This is a genomic window from Vibrio sp. R12-SG2-ISO1 (genome assembly GCF_059834045.1).
The window spans coordinates 1-22,958 of the sequence record NZ_JCBDGO010000020.1 but is presented as its reverse complement, the minus strand read 5'-3'; the positions used below and the strand labels follow the sequence as shown (position 1 = coordinate 22,958).

At 49.8% G+C, this 22,958-nt stretch carries 20 protein-coding genes and 9 tRNA genes; 19 read left to right on the top strand and 10 right to left on the bottom strand.

Going from position 1 to position 22,958, the window contains the following annotated elements:
- Nucleotides 1-88: 88 nt before the first annotated feature.
- Nucleotides 89-583, bottom strand: a complete 495-nt coding sequence (gene rsd, locus AC6R10_RS14780) for a sigma D regulator (RefSeq protein ID WP_334555727.1) — start codon at nt 581-583, stop codon at nt 89-91.
- Between the two features lie 177 nt (nt 584-760).
- Here rsd and nudC point away from each other — a divergent pair, with 177 nt between their 5' ends.
- From nudC to AC6R10_RS14760, 4 genes are all read left to right on the top strand, one after another.
- Complete coding sequence (gene nudC / locus AC6R10_RS14775) at nt 761-1,564, top strand: NAD(+) diphosphatase (protein ID WP_500672705.1); 804 nt, start codon at nt 761-763, stop codon at nt 1,562-1,564.
- 218 nt (nt 1,565-1,782) lie between these two features.
- A complete protein-coding gene (gene hemE, locus AC6R10_RS14770; protein WP_500672704.1) occupies nt 1,783-2,850 on the top strand; it encodes a uroporphyrinogen decarboxylase in 1,068 nt (355 codons plus the stop codon).
- Nucleotides 2,851-2,954: 104 nt separating this feature from the next.
- Nucleotides 2,955-3,590 carry a TetR/AcrR family transcriptional regulator gene (locus tag AC6R10_RS14765; RefSeq protein ID WP_334555700.1) on the top strand — a complete coding sequence of 212 codons (636 nt, stop codon included), beginning with the start codon at nt 2,955-2,957 and terminating at the stop codon, nt 3,588-3,590.
- Between the two features lie 103 nt (nt 3,591-3,693).
- Nucleotides 3,694-4,656 carry a DHH family phosphoesterase gene (locus AC6R10_RS14760; protein WP_500672703.1) on the top strand — a complete coding sequence of 321 codons (963 nt, stop codon included), beginning with the start codon at nt 3,694-3,696 and terminating at the stop codon, nt 4,654-4,656.
- Between the two features lie 11 nt (nt 4,657-4,667).
- Here AC6R10_RS14760 and AC6R10_RS14755 read toward each other — a convergent pair whose 3' ends face one another.
- The 6 genes from AC6R10_RS14755 to rsgA form a co-directional block, all read right to left on the bottom strand.
- Nucleotides 4,668-5,759, bottom strand: coding sequence for a murein hydrolase activator EnvC family protein (locus tag AC6R10_RS14755; protein WP_500672709.1), 1,092 nt, complete (start codon nt 5,757-5,759; stop codon nt 4,668-4,670).
- Between the two features lie 160 nt (nt 5,760-5,919).
- Complete coding sequence (gpmM, locus tag AC6R10_RS14750) at nt 5,920-7,452, bottom strand: 2,3-bisphosphoglycerate-independent phosphoglycerate mutase (protein WP_500631033.1); 1,533 nt, start codon at nt 7,450-7,452, stop codon at nt 5,920-5,922.
- Between the two features lie 272 nt (nt 7,453-7,724).
- Nucleotides 7,725-8,612, bottom strand: coding sequence for a DMT family transporter (locus tag AC6R10_RS14745; protein WP_500625715.1), 888 nt, complete (start codon nt 8,610-8,612; stop codon nt 7,725-7,727).
- A 119-nt stretch (nt 8,613-8,731) separates the two neighbouring features.
- Nucleotides 8,732-10,141: an SLC13 family permease gene (locus AC6R10_RS14740; RefSeq protein WP_500625711.1), complete on the bottom strand. Its 1,410-nt coding sequence runs from the start codon at nt 10,139-10,141 to the stop codon at nt 8,732-8,734.
- A 177-nt stretch (nt 10,142-10,318) separates the two neighbouring features.
- Nucleotides 10,319-11,212 (bottom strand): archaetidylserine decarboxylase, encoded by an 894-nt coding sequence (asd, locus tag AC6R10_RS14735; protein WP_500629420.1) that lies wholly within the window; start codon nt 11,210-11,212, stop codon nt 10,319-10,321.
- Nucleotides 11,213-11,373: 161 nt separating this feature from the next.
- Complete coding sequence (rsgA, locus tag AC6R10_RS14730; RefSeq protein WP_500672702.1) at nt 11,374-12,429, bottom strand: small ribosomal subunit biogenesis GTPase RsgA; 1,056 nt, start codon at nt 12,427-12,429, stop codon at nt 11,374-11,376.
- Between the two features lie 110 nt (nt 12,430-12,539).
- Between rsgA and orn the strand changes: the two genes are divergently transcribed.
- On the top strand, nt 12,540-13,085 hold the full coding sequence (orn, locus tag AC6R10_RS14725; protein ID WP_500672701.1) for an oligoribonuclease: 546 nt from the start codon (nt 12,540-12,542) through the stop codon (nt 13,083-13,085).
- A 98-nt stretch (nt 13,086-13,183) separates the two neighbouring features.
- On the opposite strand, the gene AC6R10_RS14720 is transcribed toward orn, so the two are convergent.
- Nucleotides 13,184-13,900, bottom strand: a complete 717-nt coding sequence (locus AC6R10_RS14720; protein ID WP_500672700.1) for a hypothetical protein — start codon at nt 13,898-13,900, stop codon at nt 13,184-13,186.
- A 69-nt stretch (nt 13,901-13,969) separates the two neighbouring features.
- Nucleotides 13,970-14,158: a hypothetical protein gene (locus AC6R10_RS14715; protein ID WP_500672699.1), complete on the bottom strand. Its 189-nt coding sequence runs from the start codon at nt 14,156-14,158 to the stop codon at nt 13,970-13,972.
- Between the two features lie 53 nt (nt 14,159-14,211).
- On the opposite strand from AC6R10_RS14715, the gene AC6R10_RS14710 reads away from it, so the two are divergent.
- The 9 genes from AC6R10_RS14710 (at nt 14,212) to AC6R10_RS14670 (ending at nt 15,210) form a co-directional block, all read left to right on the top strand.
- Nucleotides 14,212-14,287: transfer RNA gene (locus AC6R10_RS14710), tRNA-Gly, on the top strand.
- A gap of 37 nt (nt 14,288-14,324) precedes the next feature.
- Nucleotides 14,325-14,400, top strand: a tRNA-Gly gene (locus AC6R10_RS14705).
- A gap of 42 nt (nt 14,401-14,442) precedes the next feature.
- A tRNA-Met gene (locus tag AC6R10_RS14700) sits at nt 14,443-14,519 on the top strand.
- Between the two features lie 30 nt (nt 14,520-14,549).
- Nucleotides 14,550-14,625: transfer RNA gene (locus tag AC6R10_RS14695), tRNA-Gly, on the top strand.
- Nucleotides 14,626-14,667: 42 nt separating this feature from the next.
- Nucleotides 14,668-14,744 (top strand) — tRNA-Met (locus AC6R10_RS14690).
- A gap of 30 nt (nt 14,745-14,774) precedes the next feature.
- A tRNA-Gly gene (locus tag AC6R10_RS14685) sits at nt 14,775-14,850 on the top strand.
- A 37-nt stretch (nt 14,851-14,887) separates the two neighbouring features.
- Nucleotides 14,888-14,963 (top strand) — tRNA-Gly (locus AC6R10_RS14680).
- A gap of 37 nt (nt 14,964-15,000) precedes the next feature.
- A tRNA-Gly gene (locus AC6R10_RS14675) sits at nt 15,001-15,091 on the top strand.
- Between the two features lie 42 nt (nt 15,092-15,133).
- Nucleotides 15,134-15,210: transfer RNA gene (locus AC6R10_RS14670), tRNA-Met, on the top strand.
- A gap of 701 nt (nt 15,211-15,911) precedes the next feature.
- Here the strand turns inward: AC6R10_RS14670 and queG are convergent.
- A complete protein-coding gene (queG, locus tag AC6R10_RS14665; RefSeq protein WP_500672698.1) occupies nt 15,912-17,024 on the bottom strand; it encodes a tRNA epoxyqueuosine(34) reductase QueG in 1,113 nt (370 codons plus the stop codon).
- Nucleotides 17,025-17,226: 202 nt separating this feature from the next.
- Here queG and tsaE point away from each other — a divergent pair, with 202 nt between their 5' ends.
- The 5 genes from tsaE to hfq all read left to right on the top strand — a co-directional run bounded on the left by tsaE (nt 17,227) and on the right by hfq (nt 22,812).
- Nucleotides 17,227-17,691, top strand: a complete 465-nt coding sequence (gene tsaE / locus AC6R10_RS14660; RefSeq protein WP_500672697.1) for a tRNA (adenosine(37)-N6)-threonylcarbamoyltransferase complex ATPase subunit type 1 TsaE — start codon at nt 17,227-17,229, stop codon at nt 17,689-17,691.
- Nucleotides 17,685-19,400 (top strand): LysM peptidoglycan-binding domain-containing protein, encoded by a 1,716-nt coding sequence (locus AC6R10_RS14655; protein ID WP_500672696.1) that lies wholly within the window; start codon nt 17,685-17,687, stop codon nt 19,398-19,400. The genes tsaE and AC6R10_RS14655 overlap by 7 nt, the downstream gene beginning before the upstream one ends.
- 15 nt (nt 19,401-19,415) lie before the next feature.
- Complete coding sequence (mutL, locus tag AC6R10_RS14650) at nt 19,416-21,398, top strand: DNA mismatch repair endonuclease MutL (RefSeq protein WP_500672695.1); 1,983 nt, start codon at nt 19,416-19,418, stop codon at nt 21,396-21,398.
- Nucleotides 21,395-22,342: a tRNA (adenosine(37)-N6)-dimethylallyltransferase MiaA gene (miaA, locus tag AC6R10_RS14645; protein WP_500672694.1), complete on the top strand. Its 948-nt coding sequence runs from the start codon at nt 21,395-21,397 to the stop codon at nt 22,340-22,342. Before mutL ends, miaA begins: the two co-directional genes overlap by 4 nt.
- 188 nt (nt 22,343-22,530) lie before the next feature.
- Nucleotides 22,531-22,812 carry an RNA chaperone Hfq gene (hfq, locus tag AC6R10_RS14640; protein WP_334555714.1) on the top strand — a complete coding sequence of 94 codons (282 nt, stop codon included), beginning with the start codon at nt 22,531-22,533 and terminating at the stop codon, nt 22,810-22,812.
- Nucleotides 22,813-22,958: the final 146 nt, after the last annotated feature.

Below are 22,958 nucleotides of genomic sequence, written 5' to 3'. Positions count from 1 at the left end.
GTGCCTAGTGCCTAGTGCCTAGAGGTCGATGTCTGTTGACTTATCGAAGTGAATCGACCTTTAAGTAAATGAGGGAGCTGGTTATAAGTTAAGCGCCGGGCGGAATGGCTAAGCTGTCCGCAATAAGCTGAATGAGGCGATCTTCGACTTCGAAGCGCTCTTCGATCACTTCGCCAATCTCAGACATGTCCGCATCAAAATCGTCTAACGTCTCGTCGTCGCTCACCGCTGCGTACTTATCGGTAAAGTTTAATAAAGGCTCAGTGGTCAGGACAATTTTACCGTAGGTATCGTTTATCTCATCGGTCGCTTCAAAGCCTGTCGAGCGCCACTTATCCATGACCATGTCGTAAATTTTAAAATGACCTTCGGAAATATAGTCGACCAGTTCGCCACAAAAATGTTGCAGTTCAGCAGGGGTAGGGAGTTCGACGACAGCCGTTTTCGAGGAGGTCGGTTGCAAGGCGGCAAGCTTACAAAATTCAACGATCAAACGTTGGCGGCTATCTAACCAATGGTCGATAACATCACTCGATCCGCCCCATTGTTCTTGGGTTCTTTTTAGTTTTCTTAACATGACCAGGCCCTCTTGTCGGATCACCATCCGGATGATCGTTACGCTTTGAAATCAAAGCAGGTTGAGAGAATTAACCTCTTGTCCTTACTAAAATTTATAGCCGGAGATCTTTCCCACTACAAACTCTGGTATGAATTTAGATTGCCAGTAAAATAGACGAACTGCAAGTAAAGGGAGTGGCTGATGTTAAAGAAAAGTGACACGAACCGTATGGGTGATGCTTACTGGTGTGTGGTCTCGGGAAGTGAGCTTTGGTTACCCGGCGGTGCGTTGCCAAAAGGCTGCGCTGAAACCCTCGAATTGCCTGCGCATGAGGCGATAGAAATCGGTCACTACGAAGGGCTTCCCGTCATGTGGCTTTGTGAGGAGTGGGTGGTGCAATCATTACCGCTTACTTCGCTTCGAGAAGCGCTTACGCTACCTGAGGCACTGTTTCTCTTGGCCAGCAAAGCGGTGCAATATGGTCACATGCGTCAGACGATGCGTTTTTGCCCGCAGTGCGGTGGCCGTAACCATCTCAATCACAATCAATTAGCGATGCAGTGTGGTGAATGCCGAACGTTGCATTATCCGCGCATTTTTCCCTGCATTATCGTCGCTGTACGCCACCAAGACTCGATTTTACTTGCTCAACACCCAAGACATCGAAATGGTATGTACACCGTTATAGCGGGCTTTGTAGAAGTCGGAGAGACCCTTGAGCAATGTGTGGCGCGAGAAGTCAAGGAGGAGACGGGGATTGACGTCACCAACGTGCGTTACTTTGGTAGCCAACCTTGGGCCTTTCCATCGAGCATGATGATGGGCTTTTTAGCCGACTATGCCGGTGGCACATTGAAACCCGACTACAGTGAACTCAGTGATGCGCGGTGGTTTACGGTTGACGCCATGCCGCCCGTTGCGCCAGTCGGCACCATCGCGAGAGCACTGATTGAGCATACGCTTGCAGAGATAAAAAAAACCCTCCGAGAGGGAGGGGGTAAGTAAGATGTCGTTATGAGATGCTGAACACGGAGATGTTCAGTTTATAATTGTAGTTTTCGCTAGCAAACAAATATTTAACACTCCAATGCGTTGAGCGCAAATTAAGCACTGATTTAATAGTAAATAACTTGATCTGGGTTGCAAAGCACACCGCTTTTGAGAGCTAAACAGTGTTAGAATACGAGCGATAAAAAGTCAGCTTAAATGATTGGAAGAACAGAATGACAGAACTCAAAAACGACCGTTATCTTCTTGCTCTGCTCAAAGAGCCTGTTGATTACACCCCGGTATGGATGATGCGCCAAGCGGGTCGCTACCTGCCAGAATACAAAGCCACGCGCGCGCAAGCGGGTGACTTTATGTCACTGTGTAAAAACGCAGAGCTGGCCTCAGAAGTGACACTTCAACCGTTACGCCGCTTTCCACTTGATGCCGCGATTTTGTTCTCCGATATTTTGACGATTCCAGATGCGATGGGATTAGGTCTCCGCTTCGCTGCGGGTGAGGGCCCGGTGTTCGATCGCCCGATTACCTCGAAAGCTGACGTCGATAAAATTGGCATCCCAGATCCAGAAGGAGAACTTCAGTACGTGATGAACGCTGTGCGTCAAATTCGTAAGGATCTCAATGGTGACGTGCCGCTGATTGGTTTCTCGGGTAGCCCATGGACACTCGCTACCTACATGGTGGAAGGTGGCAGCTCGAAAGCCTTCACCAAAATTAAAAAGATGATGTATGCCGAGCCACAAACCTTGCACCTGTTGCTAGATAAACTGGCGGACAGTGTGATTGCGTACCTTAACGCGCAAATCCAAGCGGGCGCACAATCCGTGATGGTGTTTGATACTTGGGGCGGTGTATTGACCCCTCGTGATTATCAGCTGTTCTCATTGCAGTACATGCACAAAATTGTCGATGGACTGGTGCGTGAAAACGAAGGTCGCCGTGTTCCTGTCACGTTGTTTACCAAAAACGGCGGAATGTGGCTTGAGCAGATCGCCGCAACGGGGTGTGATGCGGTCGGACTGGATTGGACCATCAACATCGAAGACGCCAAAGCGCGAGTCGGTGACAAAGTGGCACTGCAGGGCAACATGGACCCATCCATGCTCTATGCCTCACCGGAGCGAATCCAACAAGAGGTAGCGAGCATTCTGGCAGGCTTTGGTGATGCGGGCACAGGTCACGTATTTAACCTCGGACACGGCATCCATTTGGACGTGCCACCTGAAAATGCTGGCGTGTTTGTTGAGGCGGTCCACGAGTTATCCAAGCCATACCACAAATAATTGAGTAATCTTTGCAAAGCGCCTGATATGACCAGGCGCTTTTTTGTTATCGGTTACACTAGCCGCTATACTGCTGAAATAACAAGAAAGGATACGGATTATTCATGAAGACTCGCGACAAAATTGTCTTAGCGGCTTTGGAGCTGTTTAACGAGCATGGTGAACGCACCATTACCACCAATCATATCGCCGCGCATATTGATATTAGTCCCGGGAATCTCTATTACCACTTCCGCAATAAGCAAGAAATTGTGCGTGAGATTTTTACGCTCTACTCCAACGAGCTGCTTGAACGTTTCACGCCGATTCAAGGTCAGCAGGAGAGTTTGGTGTTACTTAAGCACTATCTCGACTCTATTTTTACCCTGATGTGGAAATACCGTTTCTTCTATGCCAACTTGCCAGAAATCTTGGGCCGAGATGAACAGCTGCATGATGACTACATTCAAGTGCAGGAGAAGCTGCAAACCAATCTCATTGGGATCATGCACGCCTTTGTCGCTTTGGATTTATTGGATGTCTCTGAGCAAGAAATGCAATCTCTGGTCACTAGCTTACATTTGATTGCGTCCAGTTGGCTGGCGTATCAATCTGCCATGTCTCCACGGACACAGATTACCGAGCAAGTCATTCATCGCGGAATGCTACAAATGATCGCCATTGTGAAGCCCAAAGCGACGGCTCAGGGGCTTGAACAGTTACAATTGTTTGAGGAAGGGGTCAAAGCCATGCATGCTTAACGGCGCGCAGCACTGGCTTTTTCGATCCTAGTTATAACGAATTAAAATTGTTAGATTTTTTAAGACCCATTACAGTATCGAAAGATAAGTGAATGGGTTTTTTATGCATTACGATGTGTTTAATGGCGATGCCGATGGCATCATCGCCTTACTGCAACTGCGCTTAGCGCAGCCGAAAGAGACAACGCTGGTCACCGGCGTCAAACGTGACATCCAATTGCTAGACAAGGTATCGCCACAGCCTGGCGATAGCGTGACAGTGCTCGATATCTCGATGGAAAAAAATCGAGTCGCGTTGGAGAGCTTACTGCATGGCGGTGTGTCAGTCTTCTATGCCGATCATCACCGAGCGGGCGACATCCCCGAGCACCCACTGCTCGATGCTCACATTAATCTCGATGCCAACATGTGTACCGCGCTCATTGTCGATCAGTGGCTCGACGGGCGTTTTCACTTTTGGGCCATCACCGCTGCCTTTGGCGACAATCTCATTGCGACAGCGCAGCAGCTAGCTAGCCAAGCGGGGCTGGATGATAAACAAGCCGCGCAGCTACAAGAGTTGGGGACGCTGATCAATTACAACGGTTATGGCGCCAAGATTGAGGACTTGCACTACCACCCGGCTGCGCTGTTTAACACCCTTTTGGCTTATGATGATCCTTTTGCTGTGATTGCTGACAAGCACTCCCCATATTGGCAATTAAAAGCCGCGTATCACGCAGACATGGAGAGGGCATTGTCGGTGGAAGCCAGTTACCGTAGCCCCACATTGAGTGTTTTTGAACTGCCTGATGAAGCCGCAGCAAGGCGCATCAGTGGTGTGTATGGCAACGCGTTAGCGAATCAGGCGCCTCATTCTGCGCACGCGGTACTGACACAAAATCCTGATGGCAGCTTCTTGGTTTCACTGCGAGCGCCTTTGAACAATAAACAGGGGGCAGGGGCGATTTGTTCGGCGTTTGCGACGGGCGGTGGAAGAGAGGGCGCCGCTGGCATCAATGCGCTACCCGCCAATCAATTAGCGACGTTTATTGAACAGGTTGAGGCGTACTATCAGCTGCGCTGAGAATCGCTAGGCTAACGGGTGAGCCACTGACTTGGGTCTTGGGTTTTGCTGTTACGGCGAATCTCAAAGTAGAGGGACGCCTGTGGCTGACCGCCAGTATCACCTGCTAGGGCAATGGTCTCTCCGGCGGTGACTTTGTCGCCTTCTTTTTTCATCAAACTTTGGTTAAAGCCGTATAAGGTCATATCGCCTTTGCCGTGATCCAGCAGAACAACCAGGCCATAGCCTCGTAAATAGTCCGCAAAGACCACGGTGCCAGAATAGACGGCTTTGACCGATTGACCGTAATCGGCGTCAATCACCCATCCCTTCCAGCTTAATTGACCAGTTTGTGGCGCGCCGTAGCGATGTAGGATACGGCCTTTCAGTGGCCAAGGCAGTTTGCCTTTTTGTCGCGCAATACCATCCATCGGCACGGCATTGCGTTTAGCGGCCTTGGCGATTTCCGCTTTTAAGCGCGTCTCATTGCGTTGCAATTCAGAAAGGTAGACTTGGTCGTTGGAAATGCTCTTTTTGATGTTGGCGACCGTGCCTTGGCGACTGGATTGCGTTTTGGTGAGCGCGTTTTTCTGCTCAGTTTGCTGCTTGAGTAGTGCAGCAATTTGCGCTTGTTCTAACTCGAGTTGGCGTTGACTTGACGTTAGCTTTTCAGTAGTGAGTTGCAACTCATCGATGATGTCAGCGCGCTGTTTGGCTAGGTGTTGAAAGTATTGGCTGATGCGATCTTCTTCCACACCACGATTGAGCATATTGGCTGGCGCTTTCGCACGTTCTGTCATGTAATAGGTCTGAATCAGCTCGGCAAGCTTGTCGCTTTGGGCTTTTTTCTGCGCTTCTAGCTGATCAATTTGGCGTTGGAGCTCTGCAATGCTCTCTTGGGTTTTCTTTTGCTGCGCCTTGGTCTCAGTGATCTCTTTTTCGAGTCGAGTGATGCCGAGTTCTTGCTGTTTGAGAGACTGCTGAAGCTCATCGAGTTTTTTTTGTTGCGAGGAGAGATTTTGCTTTTGGCGGGAGATCTCGCTACTGACCCCTTTAAGCTCAGAGGTCGAGGCAAAACTGGTCATAGGAAGCCAACAGAGTACGGCGAGAATCCAAACCGTCATCGGTTTAAAAAGCAAACTGCGCTGTCCTTGCTCAACCAATACCATGGTTCTGTCTGTCCTAAGTGTTTGAGATTGGGTCAGTATACCCAAATCAGAAATTGGAATACACAAAAAGCCCGAGCATGGGCTCGGGCTTTGGTTCTCTATCACAGCAGCAAAATTATTTAACCAGAATTTCTCCGGTCATTTCTGCTGGGATTTCTAGACCTGCAAGAGACAGCATGGTTGGCGCTAGGTCAGACAGTTTTCCGCCTTCTTTAAACTCAACCGCTTTGTCACCAACGTAAATCAGAGGAACCGGTAGGTTGGTGTGCGCAGTGTGTGTGCCGCCTGTTTCTGGGTCGACCATCATTTCAGCGTTACCGTGGTCTGCTGTGATCAGCAGTTGACCGCCCACTTCTTTGATTGCTTCAACGACTTGGCCAACGCTGGCGTCTAGCGCTTCAATCGCTTTTTCTGCTGCGTCGTACACACCTGTGTGACCGACCATGTCAGCGTTAGGGTAGTTACAGATGATGGTGTCGTACTTGCCAGATTTGATCGCTGCGACCATCTTTTCGGTCAGTTCTGCAGAGCTCATCTCTGGTTGAAGGTCGTACGTCGCCACTTTTGGAGAGGCGACAAGTTGACGCTCTTCACCGTCGAACTCTTGCTCAACGCCACCGTTGAAAAAGAAGGTCACGTGTGCGTATTTTTCTGTCTCTGAAATACGCAGCTGAGTTTGACCTTGCTTTGATAGCCACTCACCGTAGGTGTTCTCAAGAGACGCCGGTGGGAAGGCAATCGCCAGTGGGATATCGGCAGCGTACTGAGTCAGCATCACAAAATGAAGGGCTGGGAATACCGCACGCTCAAAACCGTCAAACTCAGGAACGAAAGCACGCGTAATTTGGCGTGCGCGGTCTGCACGGTAGTTCATGAAGATCAGCGCATCGCCGTCTTGCATGATGGCATCTTCTTGTGCGTCAGTTTTAATCGCAGTAGCTTTAACAAATTCGTCGTTTTCTTCGCGAGCGTAAGCCGCTTCAAGACCCGCAACCGCAGAATCAAACGTGAAGTCCGCTTTAGCTTGCGTTAGCAAGTCGTAAGCAACTTGAACACGTTCCCAGTTGTTGTCACGGTCCATTGCGTAGTAACGGCCCACTAGAGAAGCAATGCGACCTTTACCCAGTTTCGCAAACAGTTCATCAAAGCGCTTGAGTGAGTTTTCTGCGCTGCGTGGTGGTGTGTCACGACCGTCTAGGAAGCAGTGTAGGTAGATCTTTTCTGCGCCACGAGCGGCAGCCATTTCTACCGCTGCGTAGATGTGATCTTCGTGAGAGTGAACACCGCCTGGTGACATCAGACCCATGATATGAACCGCTTTCCCAGCTTTTACCGCCGCGTCTACTGCTTCGACTAGCGCTGGCGTTTCGGCAAATTCGCCGTCAGAGATGGATTTGGTGATACGAGTCAGATCTTGGTAAACCACACGGCCAGCACCAATGTTTGTGTGACCCACTTCTGAGTTACCCATTTGACCGTCCGGTAGACCAACGTCCATACCTGATGCAGAAATGAGCGTGTGTGGGTGGTTAGCAAGTAGCGCATCCATAACCGGTTTTTTTGCGTTTGCGATAGCGTTGCTTGCTGTGTCCTCACGGTGACCGTAACCGTCAAGGATAACTAGAGCCAATGGCTTCTTAGCTGACATAGTGATGTCCTCGTTAAAATTTCAAAGTAACTTTGGAAACAAAATTAGCGTAATTTTACTACACTTTTTAACCAAAACTGTAGGTTAAGATCAAATAAACTGGGCGAAATGCCGTTGTTATCTTTCACCATGCCCAGTGTGTGGAATTACTCCGTCTCTCTTTACTTGTCAGTCTCGACCTAATTTTATCCCTTTTAAAGCGGAATCTATCTATTAGTTCAATAGGTGCTATTGATGGCCGCTGTTCACACTAACCTGTGTGAGCCTTGGGTTCAACTCACCAAGATACTGGTGCCGGCGACCGCGACCAAAGCGCCAATCCACGCATAGCGGTTGGGGCGCTTTTTGGTGTAGATCCACAGTATAGGCAACAACATGATTGGCGTGGTGGAAGAGAGTAGCGCGACCATACCGACGTTCCCTTCACGCAGCGCATAGAGGATCAGTGTCATCCCTACTGCCATCGCGAGAAAACCGTTGATCGCGGTAATCGCAAAAATGCGCGTGTTCATCGGTTGCGTCGCTCTCGCTAGCCGTGCGCCGGAGAGAAAAAAGACGCTGTGCGCGACAAAGGCGGTCATCATACGCATGGCGGAGGCGGCGATGGGATCGATCGCGGTTTGCATGATCGGCTTGGCGATAATGCCGCCCAATGCCTGACACAGCGCAGCGAGGAGACCAAGTCCGATCCCTGCCCAAATGTTGCCTTTAATGGACTCCAAGCTATTCGCCGCTTGACCTCTGCGCCCGAAAAATATCGCCGTTAAGACACCGGAAAAGACCAGCGCTGAACCGATGAGCTCAAGTGAGGTCATGCTTTCGCTAAACAGGAAATAGCCGAGTACGGCAGAGAACACCGCATGGCATGAGAAAAGCAAGCCCGCTTGTCGTGGTCCCATGCGGTTGAGACAGGCAAACAGCGCGGTATCACCGATGAAGATACCCACTAAGCCTGATAGCGCCATGGCTGAAACCGCAGTGAGCTCAACGCTTGCCCAGCCACCCGTCAACCAAGCCATCGAGGCGAGAATGGCAGACGTGCACCCCATTCGCCAGCGGCTGTAGGCAAAGGTCCCTAAGTGCTGCGCAGGTGTGACAGACAAAATACTCGCTACCGCCCATAAAAACGCGGCTGCCAATGCCAGCCATTCATAGCCCATAATCGTGAAATCCAAAGCAAATCATTAAGGTAAGCAATATGCACGAAAACGCGCTAGAAACAAAGCGCCCAGGTAAGAGAACCTGGGCGCCGAGCTAAGTATGATCTGTGGGGCAACGGTTACGTAAGAATGAGCGTTGCTGCATAAACAATCGCAAGACCAATCAAGCCAATAATGACGCCGGTTTTGGCCATGTCTTTACTCTCAATTAGCCCTGTTGAGTAAGCCAGGGAGTTCGGCGGTGTTGAGACAGGCAAAATCATACCGAGAGAGGCTGAGAAGGCCACAACAACCAATAAGGCTTGCAGCCCGCCAATGGCTGCCAAGCTCTCCATCGAAGCGCCAATGGCTGCCGCGATGGGCATCAACAAGTTGGCGGTCGCGGTGTTGGACATAAAGTTGGCCATCAACCAACACACCATAGACAAGGTGATGACCACCGCGACAGGCGATAGGGTCTCGTAATCGATCGCATGTGCCAGCGCTTCAGCGAGCCCGGTTTTATCTAGACCAATGCCAATGGCGATACCACCGGCAACCAGCCACAGCACATCCCAGTTGATCAGCTTGAGTTCTGCTTTGCCCATAATGCCAGTCAAGGTGAAGACGGCGAGAGGAATGATCGAAACCACATAGGTGTTCATGCCGTGCAATTGAGTGGTCATCCACAACAAAATAGTGATGGCGAAGGTGCAATAGACGGTAATAGCCCGCCAGTTGCGTTGGAACTGACCATCGAGTTTGAGCTGCATCTCATTGGATGTGGAGGGGAAGAGTTTTTGCAGTAAAAACCAAGCGATGGTGAGCTGAATAATCACGAAGGGCAGACCCATCATCATCCAGCTTAAGAAGGTAATCGAGTTGTCACCTGTCAGGTATTGCAGCGCGATGGCGTTGGGTGGGGTACCAATCGGGGTGGCAATGCCACCCGTATTGGCGGCAATAGGGATACATAACACTAACGCTTTGATGCCCAAATCCCCTTTGGGTGCAGAAGCGACAATCGGGCCAAGCAAGGCCAGCATCATAACAGTGGTTGCGGTGTTCGACATAAACATCGAAAACACAGCGGTGATCAGCATTAATCCCAACATGATGAACTTGGGCTGTTTGCCAAAGGGTTTGAGCAGCACCCGTGCTAGGTTGTTGTCGAGTTCATACTTTGAGGCCGCGATCGCAAGGGCAAAACCGCCCATAAAGAGAATAATAATCGGCGAGGAAAAGGCACTGAATATGTCTGTGTAATCAAGCAATACGCCTAGGTCATGATGGGGCGGCGGGGTACGAAACCAGTGCAATCCTTTATTGGAAATCATCACCAACTCAAGCGCGATAATCAGGATAGAAGTGGCAAAAACAGGTACTGGCTCTAACACCCACAGCAACGCCGCCAGCAAGAATATGGCCAGTAGGCGATGTTGGATCAGGGTTAAGTCGTCAATGGGAATCCAATCGATGGGCATAAAAAGCACAGCAAGAGGGAGCCCAAAACTGACCAGAAGTTTGATAAGGATTCCGGGTTTCAACATGACAGTAAACCTCAAGGTTTTTCGACGAAACACTAGAGTAATTTACAATCAAATTAAGGTCTTGGACGTAGCTGGAACTTTTAGCAAACAGTTGAAAATGTTCACTGGGTTTTGTCTTGGGTCAAAAAAGCCCCAACTTCGCGGGGCTTGGAGAGGCGGTGTGAATCGAACGCTCAGTTATTCAGACTCAGAGGTGGATTCACTCTGGGTCGCGTTGCGTTGGTGTGCGTAAGGCGTGCCCATAACGGTGGTCGCACCGGTACTCATTGCGTCATCAAAGGTGATCGCGTCTTTTGCAAAAAGGTTGATTACGGTAGAGCCGAGCTTAAAGCGCCCCATCTCCTGGCCTTTTTTCAAGATCACAGCTTTGTTACCAGTGGCTGGGTAATCCCATTTGTACACCGTGTTGCCACGAGGAGGGGTGACGGTGCCAGCCCAAACTTGTTCAATGCTACCAACAATCGTTGCCCCTACCAGCACTTGCGCCATCGGACCGAACTCAGTATCAAAAATCGACACCACGCGTTCGTTGCGGGCAAAGAGGTTAGGCACATTCTCGGCGGTCAGTGGGTTGACCGAGAACAGATCCCCCGGTACGTAAATCATCTGACGCAGCGTGCCATCGCATGGCATGTGCACGCGGTGGTAATCACGAGGCGAAAGGTACAAGGTCGCAAAGTCACCCTCAGCAAACTCTTTGGCCAACTCGGCGTCACCACCAAGCAATTCTTGCGCGGTATAATCGTGCCCTTTGGCTTGGATTAGCTTGCCATCTTGAATTGGGCCAAATTGGCTCACACAGGCATCTGCAGGGTGAGTTATGACTGACTCACCTTCCGCGATTGGGCGAGCGCCTTCTTTGAGTTCACGGACAAAAAAATCATTAAATGTGGCAAAGTGCTTAGGATCCGAATGCTTCGCTTCGTCCATATTCACGTTGTACTGTTTGATAAACCATTTGATGATGGCTGTGGTTAGACCGCCTGCTTTGGCAGAGGCTAGCTTGCCCACAAGGCGAGTGAGGCCGTGTTGTGGGATCCAGTATTGCAGTCCAACTTTAATCTTATCCATGGTGTTTGATTCCAATATCGAAATAACAGGTTGCGATTGCACGCGCTTAATCGGGCGCGAGATACTAATCAATCTGGCTTTAAAAGTCAGCCATTCTGATTCAACTTTCCAAGCTTGCTAGACACTTTAAGACCCAGAGCAAGGAATCTCTACTCTAGGGGCTAAAGATCCGCTTTCTTGTTACGTGAATACTGACGATTGGCTTTGTTTTCTGCCATGCTCTCTAAGATGCGGTGGTAGTTGTCGAAACGCACTTCGCTGATGTCGCCTTTCTCCACGGCTTCGACTAGTAGACAGCCTGGATCATCTAAGTGCTTGCAGTCCCTGAACTTGCAGCCCCCTAAGTAGGGTTTGAATTCGACAAACGCCTCGGTTACCTGTTCTGCTTCGAGATGCCAAAGGCCGAATTCGCGCACCCCAGGTGAGTCGATTAAGTCACCGCCAGAAGGGATGTGATAGAGGCGAGAGGCGGTCGTGGTGTGTTGTCCTAGACCGGAGTTTTCAGAAATTTCCCCTTCCTCTACATTAAACTGTGGCATCAAGGCATTAACCAAGCTCGATTTACCCACACCCGATTGACCAACAAAAATATTGATCCGCCCTTGCAGCTCCGCTTCGAGGGCCTCGATACCTTCTCCAGTCTGTTTACTGACCAGCAATATCGGGTAGCCGATACGTTGGTACTCTTCGAGCCAAGATTGGTAAGTCTCACGTTGAGCCTCATCGAGAAGATCGATTTTGTTGAGCACAATCAGAGGGGCGATCTGCAACGTTTCAGCCGCCACTAGGTAGCGGTCAATGATGTTGAGAGATAACTCAGGCAAAACGGATGAGACGATCACCATTTGGTCGACATTCGCCGCAACCGGTTTAAGGCCGTCGTAATAGTCAGGTCGAGTGAGGACGGAAGTCCGTGGCTCCACCGCTTCCACTACGCCGGAAATGCCGTCCATCGATTCTAATCCAGCGCGCCAAATCACCTTGTCGCCAGAGACAAGAGATTCGATACCACGACGAAGGTTGCAGCGGTGCACCTCTAGTGTTTCACTATCTTCAATATCTGCATGTTGACCAAAGCGTGTAATGACCAGGCCTTTCTTGGTCGCACCCAGCATGGTTTCGTCCCATTGCACGGACTCTTCACTTTTTAGCTTACGCTTTTGGTTGCTGCGTACTCGCCTAACTTGACCTTTGGTGAGCTTTTTCTTTTTTGCCACAGTGTTTACTTAACCATTTCTCTGCATTGTCGATCCGCTCGATTGCTATCTTGAGGATCAGAATTTGGGTATAGTACCCTTTTTAGCGATAAACCAATAGGCAACACTTTATGTCCTTTAGCGATCAAAATTTAATTTGGATTGATCTTGAGATGACGGGGCTTGACCCGGAGACTCACAAAATCATCGAAATCGCGACCATTGTCACCGATGCTCAGCTCAACATTTTAGCTGAAGGGCCCGCACTTGCCATCCATCAACCAGAATCTGAATTGGCGAAAATGGATGAGTGGTGCACGACCACGCATACCGCCAGTGGTTTGGTGGAGAGAGTTCGCCAGAGCCAAGTGAGTGAGCAGCAAGCGGTAGAGCAGACCTTAGCCTTTTTAGAGCAATGGGTAGCGAAAGGCCAATCACCGATTTGTGGCAATAGTATTGGTCAAGATCGTCGATTCTTGTACCAACACATGCCAGAGCTTGAGTCCTATTTCCATTATCGGTACATCGACGTCAGCACGCTGAAAGAGTTGACGCGTCGTTGGAAGCCGGAAGTGTTGACGCAGTTTTCGAAAAAGGGCAGCCATTTGGCGATGGACGACATCAAAGAGTCGATCGCAGAGCTCAAGTTCTATCGCGAAACCATCATGACTATTTAGTCTCGATGGCGATGAGTCCATCTCGCGAAAAATAAACAACCCCGCACTCATACTGCGGGGTTGTTTATTTTAGGTCTGTATTGATACCACAACGACTGTTAAGGGATCGGCAAGAAGACAAACTGTGCCACACCTTGGACGACCTTGGTGATACTGCGATTGGTTTTGTCTGCGACGATGAGCGCCATCATATCTTGGATCATCGCCATCTTGGCAAACAGCCGATCAAAGCTGATGTCATAGTCGTCCCCCTCGAGTTGGTTTGAGAGGAGAAACAGCTCGCCCGTATCATCTCTGCGCTTATACAAGCGCCAGACAAACACTTCTATATTGCGTGCGCTGTTATAGAGTGCCTGCTCATCCAGTGAGTCGAGGATGAAGAACTCTTGCTGGTGGTTGTACGATCGCCTGAGCATCTCTGTCAGTCCTACCATTGCCGCGAACACGCGATCCCCTTGGAAGTCATCATTGAAACTGAGTAGTATCGCATCAATGCTGGTTAGACCGCCGAGTTCCTCGAACACTAAGCTCGGGAGTTCAATGGTGTCCTCGTCGCCAAAGATTTGCGTGAGCCGCTGATCTAACGTCATGTCGGGCGCTTTTTTGAGTTGCCAAGGATTTCTTACGTAAAGCTTGCGTGTCAGCTCGATTAGCAGCGCTTTTTGTTCCCTAGCGTGAACGTCCATGACAAAATCGACATCACTTTTGCCAAGGTTCCTCACGGGCTTAGGCAGTGTACCACACCCAGATAAGAGCAGAGCGCTCAGCACAAGCCCAACAAGCCATCGATATGGCTGAGAGGTGGGAAACGTCATCCTGAATTCCTTGATTCTTCGTCTCGCAGTGAGTGAGGGCATCAATACGAGAGCATCCATCAATCCACTCTATCGTTCACTGTACTCTCCAGCAATTAATTCAGTAAAACGAATGACTTGTTTGATAGCTGGCTCTAATTTATCCTCCCTTACCGCCAAAGGGTTTGAGTGCTTTTCAAGCAAAAGTTGGCGCTTATGTGTGGTTTTTATCCAAACAGAAAAAAAATCATATTTTTTTCTTCCAAGGACTTGCATCACAAAAAAATGCTCTTATAATTCGCAGCCCTGAACAGCGGAAACGTTGTTGAAAAGCGACACTAGCTCAGTTGGTAGAGCGCAACCTTGCCAAGGTTGAGGTCACGAGTTCGAACCTCGTGTGTCGCTCCAGTTTAATAGCTTTCATCGTGCTTAACGGTGACAAAATGCGACACTAGCTCAGTTGGTAGAGCGCAACCTTGCCAAGGTTGAGGTCACGAGTTCGAACCTCGTGTGTCGCTCCATTTTGATAGCTTTCATCGTGCTTAACGGTGATACAATACGGACGCGGGGTGGAGCAGCTTGGTAGCTCGTCGGGCTCATAACCCGAAGGTCGTCGGTTCAAATCCGGCCCCCGCAACCAAATTCAATCAATAGCAAATGCTGTTGATATGCGACACTAGCTCAGTTGGTAGAGCGCAACCTTGCCAAGGTTGAGGTCACGAGTTCGAACCTCGTGTGTCGCTCCATTTTGATAGCCTTCATCGTGCTTAACGGTGACACAATACGGACGCGGGGTGGAGCAGCTTGGTAGCTCGTCGGGCTCATAACCCGAAGGTCGTCGGTTCAAATCCGGCCCCCGCAACCAAATTCAATCAATAGCAAGCGCTGTTGATATGCGACACTAGCTCAGTTGGTAGAGCGCAACCTTGCCAAGGTTGAGGTCACGAGTTCGAACCTCGTGTGTCGCTCCATTTTGATAGCCTTCATCGTGCTTAACGGTGACAAAATGCGACACTAGCTCAGTTGGTAGAGCGCAACCTTGCCAAGGTTGAGGTCACGAGTTCGAACCTCGTGTGTCGCTCCAATTTGATAGCTTTCATCGTGCTCAACGGTGACAAAATGCGACACTAGCTCAGTTGGTAGAGCGCAACCTTACCAAGGTTGAGGTCACGCCTTTCTGTTTATGAATAAGGAACCTCGTGTGTCGCTCCATTTTGATAGCCTTCATCGTGCTTAACGGTGACACAATACGGACGCGGGGTGGAGCAGCTTGGTAGCTCGTCGGGCTCATAACCCGAAGGTCGTCGGTTCAAATCCGGCCCCCGCAACCAATTTTAAAGGCGTTATGATTCGCTAGCTCGTCGGGCTCAGCTATTCATAAAACCTAGCGAAGGTCATCGATTCAAATCCGGCCCCCGCGACCAATTTTAAAGGTGGTATGATTCGCTAGCTCGTCGGGCTCAGCCATTCATAAAACCCAGCGAAGGTCATCGATTCAAATCCGGCCCCCGCAACCCAATGAAGCGTGTTGTGATTCGCTATACCTGCTCTTTCTAATGCTGAGAAGCATCATCCCCCAAATTAGAACCTCTAAGCGTCAATTGTGACGTTTTTTTGTTTGTCTCCAAGATGACACAGCAATGGCAATGGGCCTTGCGCGTGTTTTCAACTGAACGCCCCAGATCTAACTAACAGAGTTATCCACATTTTTTGCTCTGTGGATAAGTTCGTGGGTAACCTGAATTTAGTCTTTGTATAAGCGCTATGCAGGAGGATCTTTCTTGATGTTTTATCAGGTCAAGGGTGTTTGGTTTTTTGTTAAGTTGTTGATTTGTATTGATTTAAAGTAAATTTCAATAGGCGGGGTAAACCGGTTTTTTGATCATTAAGTGCTTGTTTTTTGATCTTAATCATTGGTGGCCAGTGTGATTAACTTTTTCAACTTTCAGTAAATTTGCCGCACATCTCATTTTTTTCCACATTGCCGTTTTTAGAACAACCTCAAACTCTGCGTTGATGAATTCGGCAAGCATTATGCATCTCTAGGCATTCCTTTTTCTATTATTCGAATCAGTCTTTGCTGCTTGTTGGAGATGTAGTGGCTTTGTGAGCGTTGTTGTTCCAGCGCCCACTCAATGTGCACATCTAATGTACTGCAAAGTCCAAGGCGTTGTGTGAGTGCATCCACAATCGCTTGGCGATAAGGGGCATTACCTAAGGCGATGGCAATATTTCGGAGCCATTGTTTGTGCCCAATGCGACGAATGGCTGAGCCTTGCATATTGGTGAGAAAAGTCTCCTCATCCCACAGAAAAAGCGACAACAACTCCGGGTCTTTCAGTGCAGCTCTTCGATGGAAGTCAGACTCTTTGGTGAGTGGCGAGTAGCGACTCCAAGGGCATACAAGTTGGCAGTCATCGCAGCCGTATATTCGGTTGCCCATCGGGCGGCGAAACTCTTCCGGTATGATACCGTCGAACTCTATGGTCAAGTAGGAGATACAACGTCTTGCGTCGACCACACCGTCATCAACGATCGCCTGCGTTGGGCAAGAGGTCATGCAAGCGGTACACTTACCGCAATCACCTTGGTGAGGTGCGTCAACAGGCAGTGGTAAGTCAATGAGAAGCTCACCTAAGAAAAACCAAGAGCCGCAGGACTCGTCAATGATAAGCGAATGTTTACCCGTCCAACCGAGTCCAGCTTTTTCAGCGAGAGGCCGTTCTAAAATCGGCGCAGAATCGACAAAAGGTCGATAGCCGAAGGCGCCAACCTCTTGCTCAATACGTTGACCGAGTTTTTTTAACTGATTGCGCACCAATTTGTGGTAATCGCGCCCTAGCGCATAGCGGCTCACATAGGCGTGCTCTGGATTGGCGAGGTTAGAGGCAAATTCCGCTTCTGGGGGTAAGTAATCCATTCGCGCACTGATCACTCTTATGGTCCCTGGCAATAGCTCATCCGGTCTCGCGCGCATCATGCCGTGTCTTGCCATCCAATCCATGTCACCATGATAGCCAGCATCCAGCCAGGCTTGCAGAGCGCTCTCATGGCGAGTCAAATCGACATCACAGATACCGACTTTTTGAAATCCGAGCTCCTTAGCCCAAACTTTGATCTTGTCTGCAAGCTGTTGGTAGTCCATGCTGGGATCTCTTGGTTCAATGGGGCGGGGATCTTAACGGATCTTAACGATCGGATCTAGCAACCTTCACGCGGCCAAACGCGAGAATTCGCGCTTTTTTTGACGAATACTCACACAACAGATCTTGTCTCCCAATTCCAACCCAGTTTACTATTCCTGTTCTTTTGATTTTTATATAGTCCCGAGTTAGAGACCCTTGTCCATGATGACCAAACAATTTTCCCTAAAAGATGAAACTGCCACCATTCAACTAGGGACACGATTAGCGCAGCTTTGCTCACAGCAAACCACTCTTTATTTGCACGGTGATCTGGGAGCAGGGAAAACGACGCTGAGCCGAGGGTTTGTTCGTGCGCTTGGTCATCAAGGGAATGTGAAGAGCCCAACTTACACCTTAGTTGAGCCTTATCAATTACAAGAGTGGCAGGTGTATCACTTTGATCTTTACCGCTTGGCAGACCCAGAAGAGCTAGAATTCATGGGAATTCGTGACTATTTCACCTCTGATGCGATTTGTTTGGTGGAATGGCCAGAAAAAGGCGAAGGGCTGTTACCTCAAGCGGATTTGGATATTGAACTACGCTATCACGGTGAAGAGCGCATTGCGTCACTCAGTGCGAACAGTGATTACGGACGTCATTTATTAGAACAGTTGGAGTTATGTTGAAGCGTCGATTTTTCAAAGCGGTATGGATCCCTTTTCTCTCTATTCTTGTGCTGCTCCCTAACGTCACATTCGCGAACGCATTGGAAGGCATACGTGTTTGGCCTTCACCGGATGAGACTCGGGTTGTCATTGATCTTCAGTCTGAGGTGGAATACAGCTACTTCACTTTGACCACGCCGGAACGTTTGGTGGTCGATCTTAAGCAGACAACGCTGAAAACGAAACTGCCGATTAACGTTTCAGATAGCCCGGTGCTAAGCAAAATCCGTAACAGTTCACCGCCGGAAAAATCAACCTATCGTTTGGTGTTTGAGTTGAAGCGCAAGTCGGCGCCACAACTGTTCAAACTGGCCCCAACGCCTGGGGGGCAATACGGTCACCGCTTGGTGATTGATCTGCCTCACGCTGAGCGAGCGACCTCGTCCGCGCCGAGTACCTCTGCGCCTAAAGTGAGTCGAGATGCCTCCCAATTACTGGGCAATGCCGATATCGTCGTGGCGATAGACGCTGGCCATGGTGGTGAAGACCCGGGATCTATCGGGCCAACGCGCAAATATGAAAAGCACGCGACGTTAGCGATCTCGCAAAAAATAGCGGCGCAAATCAACGCGGTACCTGGTATGAAAGCCGTGCTCACCCGTCGCGGCGACTATTACGTAAACCTCAATAAGCGCTCGGAGATCGCTCGCGAAAATCAAGCGCACTTGTTGGTCTCCGTGCATGCCGATGCGTTTAACTCACCTAAGCCTCGGGGTGGCTCGGTGTTTGTGCTCAACACCAAGCGCGCGAACTCTGAAATTGCTCGTTGGGTTGAAAACCACGAAGAGCAGTCGCAGTTGCTAGGGGGAGCCGGCGAAGTGTTGGCAAAGAACAACAGCGATCGCAATGTTAGCCAAACCTTACTTGATCTTCAGTTTAGCCACTCCCAGAAAGAGGGCTATAAGGTCGCGACCAATATTCTGTCTGAAATGACCAAGGCAGGCGTGCACTTGCACAAGAAAGACCCCGTCAACGCGAGCTTGGCAGTATTGAAATCCCCGGACATTCCTTCGGTATTGGTCGAGACGGGCTTTATCTCAAACCCGACCGAAGAAAAATTGCTGTTCCAACGCAGCCACCAAGACAAACTGGCGCGAGCACTGGCGAAAGCGATCGTCCAATATTTTGAATCGAACCCTCCAGAAGGAACGTTATTTGCCAATCGCGGGAAAGCGATTAAGCATAAGGTCTCGCGCGGTGAATCCTTGTCGGTGATAGCGAAACGTTATGGCACTACCACTCAAGCCATCATGCAGGCCAACAAGCTAAAGAGCACCAGTTTGGCGGTGGGGCAGAGTTTAACCATCCCTGGCGCGACATCGGCGGTGGCAGTGCCGAAGATCAGTAACCCGGTCGAGACGGAAACCCTGATACATGAAGTTCAGCGGGGCGAATATCTGGGTAAAATTGCAGAGCATTACAAAGTCTCGGTAGCGGATATCCGCCGCGAGAACAATCTGACATCGGACGTGCTTAAGCTGGGACAAAAACTCAAAATTACTGTGACGATGAAAGATAAGCCACTGCGTAAACACACCGTCAAGCGCGGCGAATTTTTGGGTAAAATCGCCAGCCAGTATGACGTCAGTGTGAGCAGTATTCGCAGCGCCAATAACTTGCGCTCCGATCAGCTTGCGATTGGTCAGGTACTGATCATCCCCAATAAATAAACGTGGGTAGCCTGAATGACGATTAAAATTCTTCCCGCGCGTTTAGCCAACCAAATTGCTGCCGGAGAGGTGGTGGAACGCCCTGCGTCCGTGGTGAAAGAGTTGGTGGAAAATAGCCTCGACTCGGGCGCTAGCCGCATTGATATTGATATCGAAAAGGGCGGCGCTAAACTGATCCGTGTTCGTGACAATGGCAGCGGGATTGAAAAAGACGAGTTGGGTCTTGCGCTCAGTCGCCATGCGACCTCGAAAATTCACACCTTGGACGATTTGGAAGCCATCATGAGCTTGGGCTTTCGCGGTGAAGCGTTAGCGAGTATTAGCTCTGTTGCTCGTCTGACATTGACATCGCGTACAGCGACGCAAGATGCTGCGTGGTCAGCGTACAGCGAAGGGCGTGATATGGCCGTTAAGATTCAACCGGCTGCGCACCCGATTGGCACGACAGTCGAAGTCTTAGATCTGTTTTTCAATACCCCCGCGCGTCGCAAGTTTCTTCGTACCGAGAAAACGGAGTTTACCCATATCGATGAGCTGCTCAAACGCATCGCGCTGAGCCGTTTTGATGTCTCGATCAATTTGCGCCACAACGGCAAGTTGGTTAAACAATACCGAGCCGCGAAAACAGAGTCGCAAGCGGAAAAGCGTATTGCAGCGGCCTGTGGTAGCGGTTTTGTCCGCCACATGCTGAAGATTGAGCTGGAGCACCAAGGACTCAAACTGCATGGCTGGGTCACGACGCCACAAGGCGCGCGTGCACAAAGCGATCTGCAATATTGCTACGTCAATGGGCGCATGATGCGTGACAAGCTCATCAATCATGCGATTCGTCAAAGCTACGAAACCAGCTTGAAGCCTGAACAATTTGCGGCGTATGTGCTCTTTATCGAGCTCGATCCGCATCATGTCGACGTCAATGTTCATCCTGCTAAGCATGAAGTGCGCTTTCATCAAGCGCGCTTGGTGCATGACTTTATCTATCAAGCCCTCACGGATGCCCTTGCTCAGGGAGCGCACATTGATAAGCCTGAACAGAGCCAGTCGGCGTTTCATGATGATCAAACTCCACCTATTGACGCTGCCGAGCACGTCCCAGCCTATCCAGGTCGCGCTGACTATGTGAAAGCCGAGCCTACCGCTCGCAATGAGAGCCGCGTTAATGAGCGAGAGGTTTCTCACTCCTGGGTACAAAGTCGCAGCGAACCCGCTCGCAGTGGTCAGGCGCGCGGCGCGAAGATGGAGTCCGCGCCTTCTCAGGCGGAGCTCAGGGTTTATCAAACCTTACTCTCTGCAACAGAGGATGAATCTGCGACAGCAGAAAAGGCGACCAAAGAAACCCAGAACTCTCACGCGCGCTCAACGTCATTTAGTGAGGAACCACCGAGCGATGAAGCGCTGACCCACGAGGAGTCCGCCCCGATCGTACAAGCCACATCGATCGTCGCTTTAGGGAAAGCCATCAGCATTGTTGCAGGGCAGTACGTGTTAATGGCAGATAAGTCGCACTCTCAGTTGGTCTCTTTGGCGAGAGCTGAGTGGTGGCGAATCAATGGTCAGTTGAATACCAAGCTAGGTCCACTGACCAGTCAGCCGTTGTTGGTCCCCCTCTCGCTTAAGCTCGAAAGCCCATTGTTGGAAAGTGCTGAGCGATATCACGAACTTTTGCTGCGTTTGGGTATCCAACTTAAGACAAGAGGTCAGCAAGGGCTCTTGGTAATGGGCGTACCGCAACCGCTTCGTCAGCAAAATCTGCAACAATTGCTGCCAGATCTGTTATCTTACGCGGCCACTTATTCCGCGCAGGCGTTAGATGAGCCGGCACTGGTGAGATGGTTAACCAATAAGATTACTCAAACAAAAAGCGACTACACTTTATCGGAAGCGATACACATCATCGCAGAACTCGAGCAGTTATGGCACGGTCAGTTGCCACTCGATGATCGACAATTTGTTCGTCCCGTAGACTACTCTGCTACCATTGCAGCAATGACATTATGAATGACCAATTACCCCTTGCTCTGTTTTTGATGGGCCCAACCGCTTCAGGCAAAACAGAGCTCGCGATTCGATTACGCCAGCGATTTCCCGTTGAGATCATTTCGGTCGACTCCGCACTGATCTATCGAGGCATGGACATAGGCACCGCCAAGCCCGACGCGCGCGAGCAAAGCCTTGCTCCTCATCGTTTGATCGATATTTTGGATCCACGTGAATCCTATTCGGCCGCTGATTTTCGGCGAGATGCGCTTAACGAGATGCACAAGATTGTCGCCGATGGCAAGATCCCCCTGCTGGTGGGCGGTACCATGCTGTATTACAAAGCACTACTGGAAGGTTTGTCGCCTTTGCCAGCAGCGGATCCGGATATTCGGCGCACTATTGAGCAGGAAGCGCAAACTCAAGGGTGGGAGGCGCTGCACGATCAACTTAAGGCCATTGATCCTGTTTCGGCTGAGAGAATCCACCCAAATGATCCACAAAGATTGTCGCGGGCATTGGAAGTTTTTCGAATTTCAGGTAAAACTCTTACTGAGCTGACTCAAACGAAAGGAGAAGCACTCCCATTTCGTGTGAAGCAGTTCGCAATCGCACCCAAGGAAAGGGCTGAGCTCCATCGACGAATTGAGCTACGTTTTGACAAAATGATCGACGCTGGGTTTTTAGAAGAAATGCGTTCGCTGTATGCGCGCGAGGATCTTCACCCTGATCTGCCATCGATTCGTTGTGTCGGCTATCGTCAGATGTGGGACTACTTGGATGGGCAATGTACGTTGGATGAGGCTATATTTAAAGGCGTCTGTGCAACCCGTCAATTGGCCAAGCGGCAGATCACCTGGTTACGCAGCTGGGATGATTTAACTTGGCTGGATAGTGAGAACATTGACCAAGCGTTGGAAACTGTTTCAAATGCCATAGCATCGGAAGGTTTTAGCTGTGTATAATGTGATCGCTTTTGCGTGAATGTGCCCTGTAAAAGATCTGTGACTTGAAATTTGATCGTAAAGTCGTCATAACAGTGAGGGACAGGGTGTTTTTTATTCATTTAGCTCAGATGCAAAGGTCGCACCTATTTTTACGCGCACCACTAGCTAAATAACTAGAACAAAATTACAAAATAAGGAAAATAAAAATGGCTAAGGGGCAATCTCTTCAAGACCCATTCTTAAATGCATTACGTCGCGAGCGTATTCCAGTCTCTATCTACCTAGTAAACGGAATTAAACTACAAGGTCAGATCGAATCTTTCGACCAATTTGTTATCTTGTTGAAAAACACAGTAAACCAAATGGTCTACAAACACGCTATCTCAACGGTTGTTCCTGCGCGTGCAGTAAGCCACCACAGTGGTGAGCGCCCTCAAGGTGACCGTCCTCAAGGTGGCGAGCGTTCTCAAGAGAAATCTGACGATTAATTTTCTCTACGCACACACATTACTGTTAAGGAGTTGATTGCTTGTTTGACCGTTATGAAGCCGGTGAGCGAGCCGTACTTGTTCTTATCAACTTTACTGAGGTGCTGCCTTGTCTGGAGGAAGACTGAGAATTAACCTTAGCAATA

Bases quoted from the DNA above. Each gene is read 5' to 3' on its own strand.
- AC6R10_RS14740 (WP_500625711.1), bottom strand. From the start codon at position 10,141: ATGTTGAAACCCGGAATCCTTATCAAACTTCTGGTCAGTTTTGGGCTC.
- miaA (WP_500672694.1), top strand. From the start codon at position 21,395: ATGAATGACCAATTACCCCTTGCTCTGTTTTTGATGGGCCCAACCGCT.
- nudC (WP_500672705.1), top strand. From the start codon at position 761: ATGTTAAAGAAAAGTGACACGAACCGTATGGGTGATGCTTACTGGTGT.
- AC6R10_RS14655 (WP_500672696.1), top strand. From the start codon at position 17,685: ATGTTGAAGCGTCGATTTTTCAAAGCGGTATGGATCCCTTTTCTCTCT.
- hfq (WP_334555714.1), top strand. From the start codon at position 22,531: ATGGCTAAGGGGCAATCTCTTCAAGACCCATTCTTAAATGCATTACGT.
- AC6R10_RS14760 (WP_500672703.1), top strand. From the start codon at position 3,694: ATGCATTACGATGTGTTTAATGGCGATGCCGATGGCATCATCGCCTTA.
- gpmM (WP_500631033.1), bottom strand. From the start codon at position 7,452: ATGTCAGCTAAGAAGCCATTGGCTCTAGTTATCCTTGACGGTTACGGT.
- AC6R10_RS14745 (WP_500625715.1), bottom strand. From the start codon at position 8,612: ATGGGCTATGAATGGCTGGCATTGGCAGCCGCGTTTTTATGGGCGGTA.
- tsaE (WP_500672697.1), top strand. From the start codon at position 17,227: ATGATGACCAAACAATTTTCCCTAAAAGATGAAACTGCCACCATTCAA.
- mutL (WP_500672695.1), top strand. From the start codon at position 19,416: ATGACGATTAAAATTCTTCCCGCGCGTTTAGCCAACCAAATTGCTGCC.
- AC6R10_RS14720 (WP_500672700.1), bottom strand. From the start codon at position 13,900: ATGACGTTTCCCACCTCTCAGCCATATCGATGGCTTGTTGGGCTTGTG.
- AC6R10_RS14765 (WP_334555700.1), top strand. From the start codon at position 2,955: ATGAAGACTCGCGACAAAATTGTCTTAGCGGCTTTGGAGCTGTTTAAC.
- asd (WP_500629420.1), bottom strand. From the start codon at position 11,212: ATGGATAAGATTAAAGTTGGACTGCAATACTGGATCCCACAACACGGC.
- AC6R10_RS14755 (WP_500672709.1), bottom strand. From the start codon at position 5,759: ATGACGGTTTGGATTCTCGCCGTACTCTGTTGGCTTCCTATGACCAGT.
- orn (WP_500672701.1), top strand. From the start codon at position 12,540: ATGTCCTTTAGCGATCAAAATTTAATTTGGATTGATCTTGAGATGACG.
- hemE (WP_500672704.1), top strand. From the start codon at position 1,783: ATGACAGAACTCAAAAACGACCGTTATCTTCTTGCTCTGCTCAAAGAG.
- queG (WP_500672698.1), bottom strand. From the start codon at position 17,024: ATGGACTACCAACAGCTTGCAGACAAGATCAAAGTTTGGGCTAAGGAG.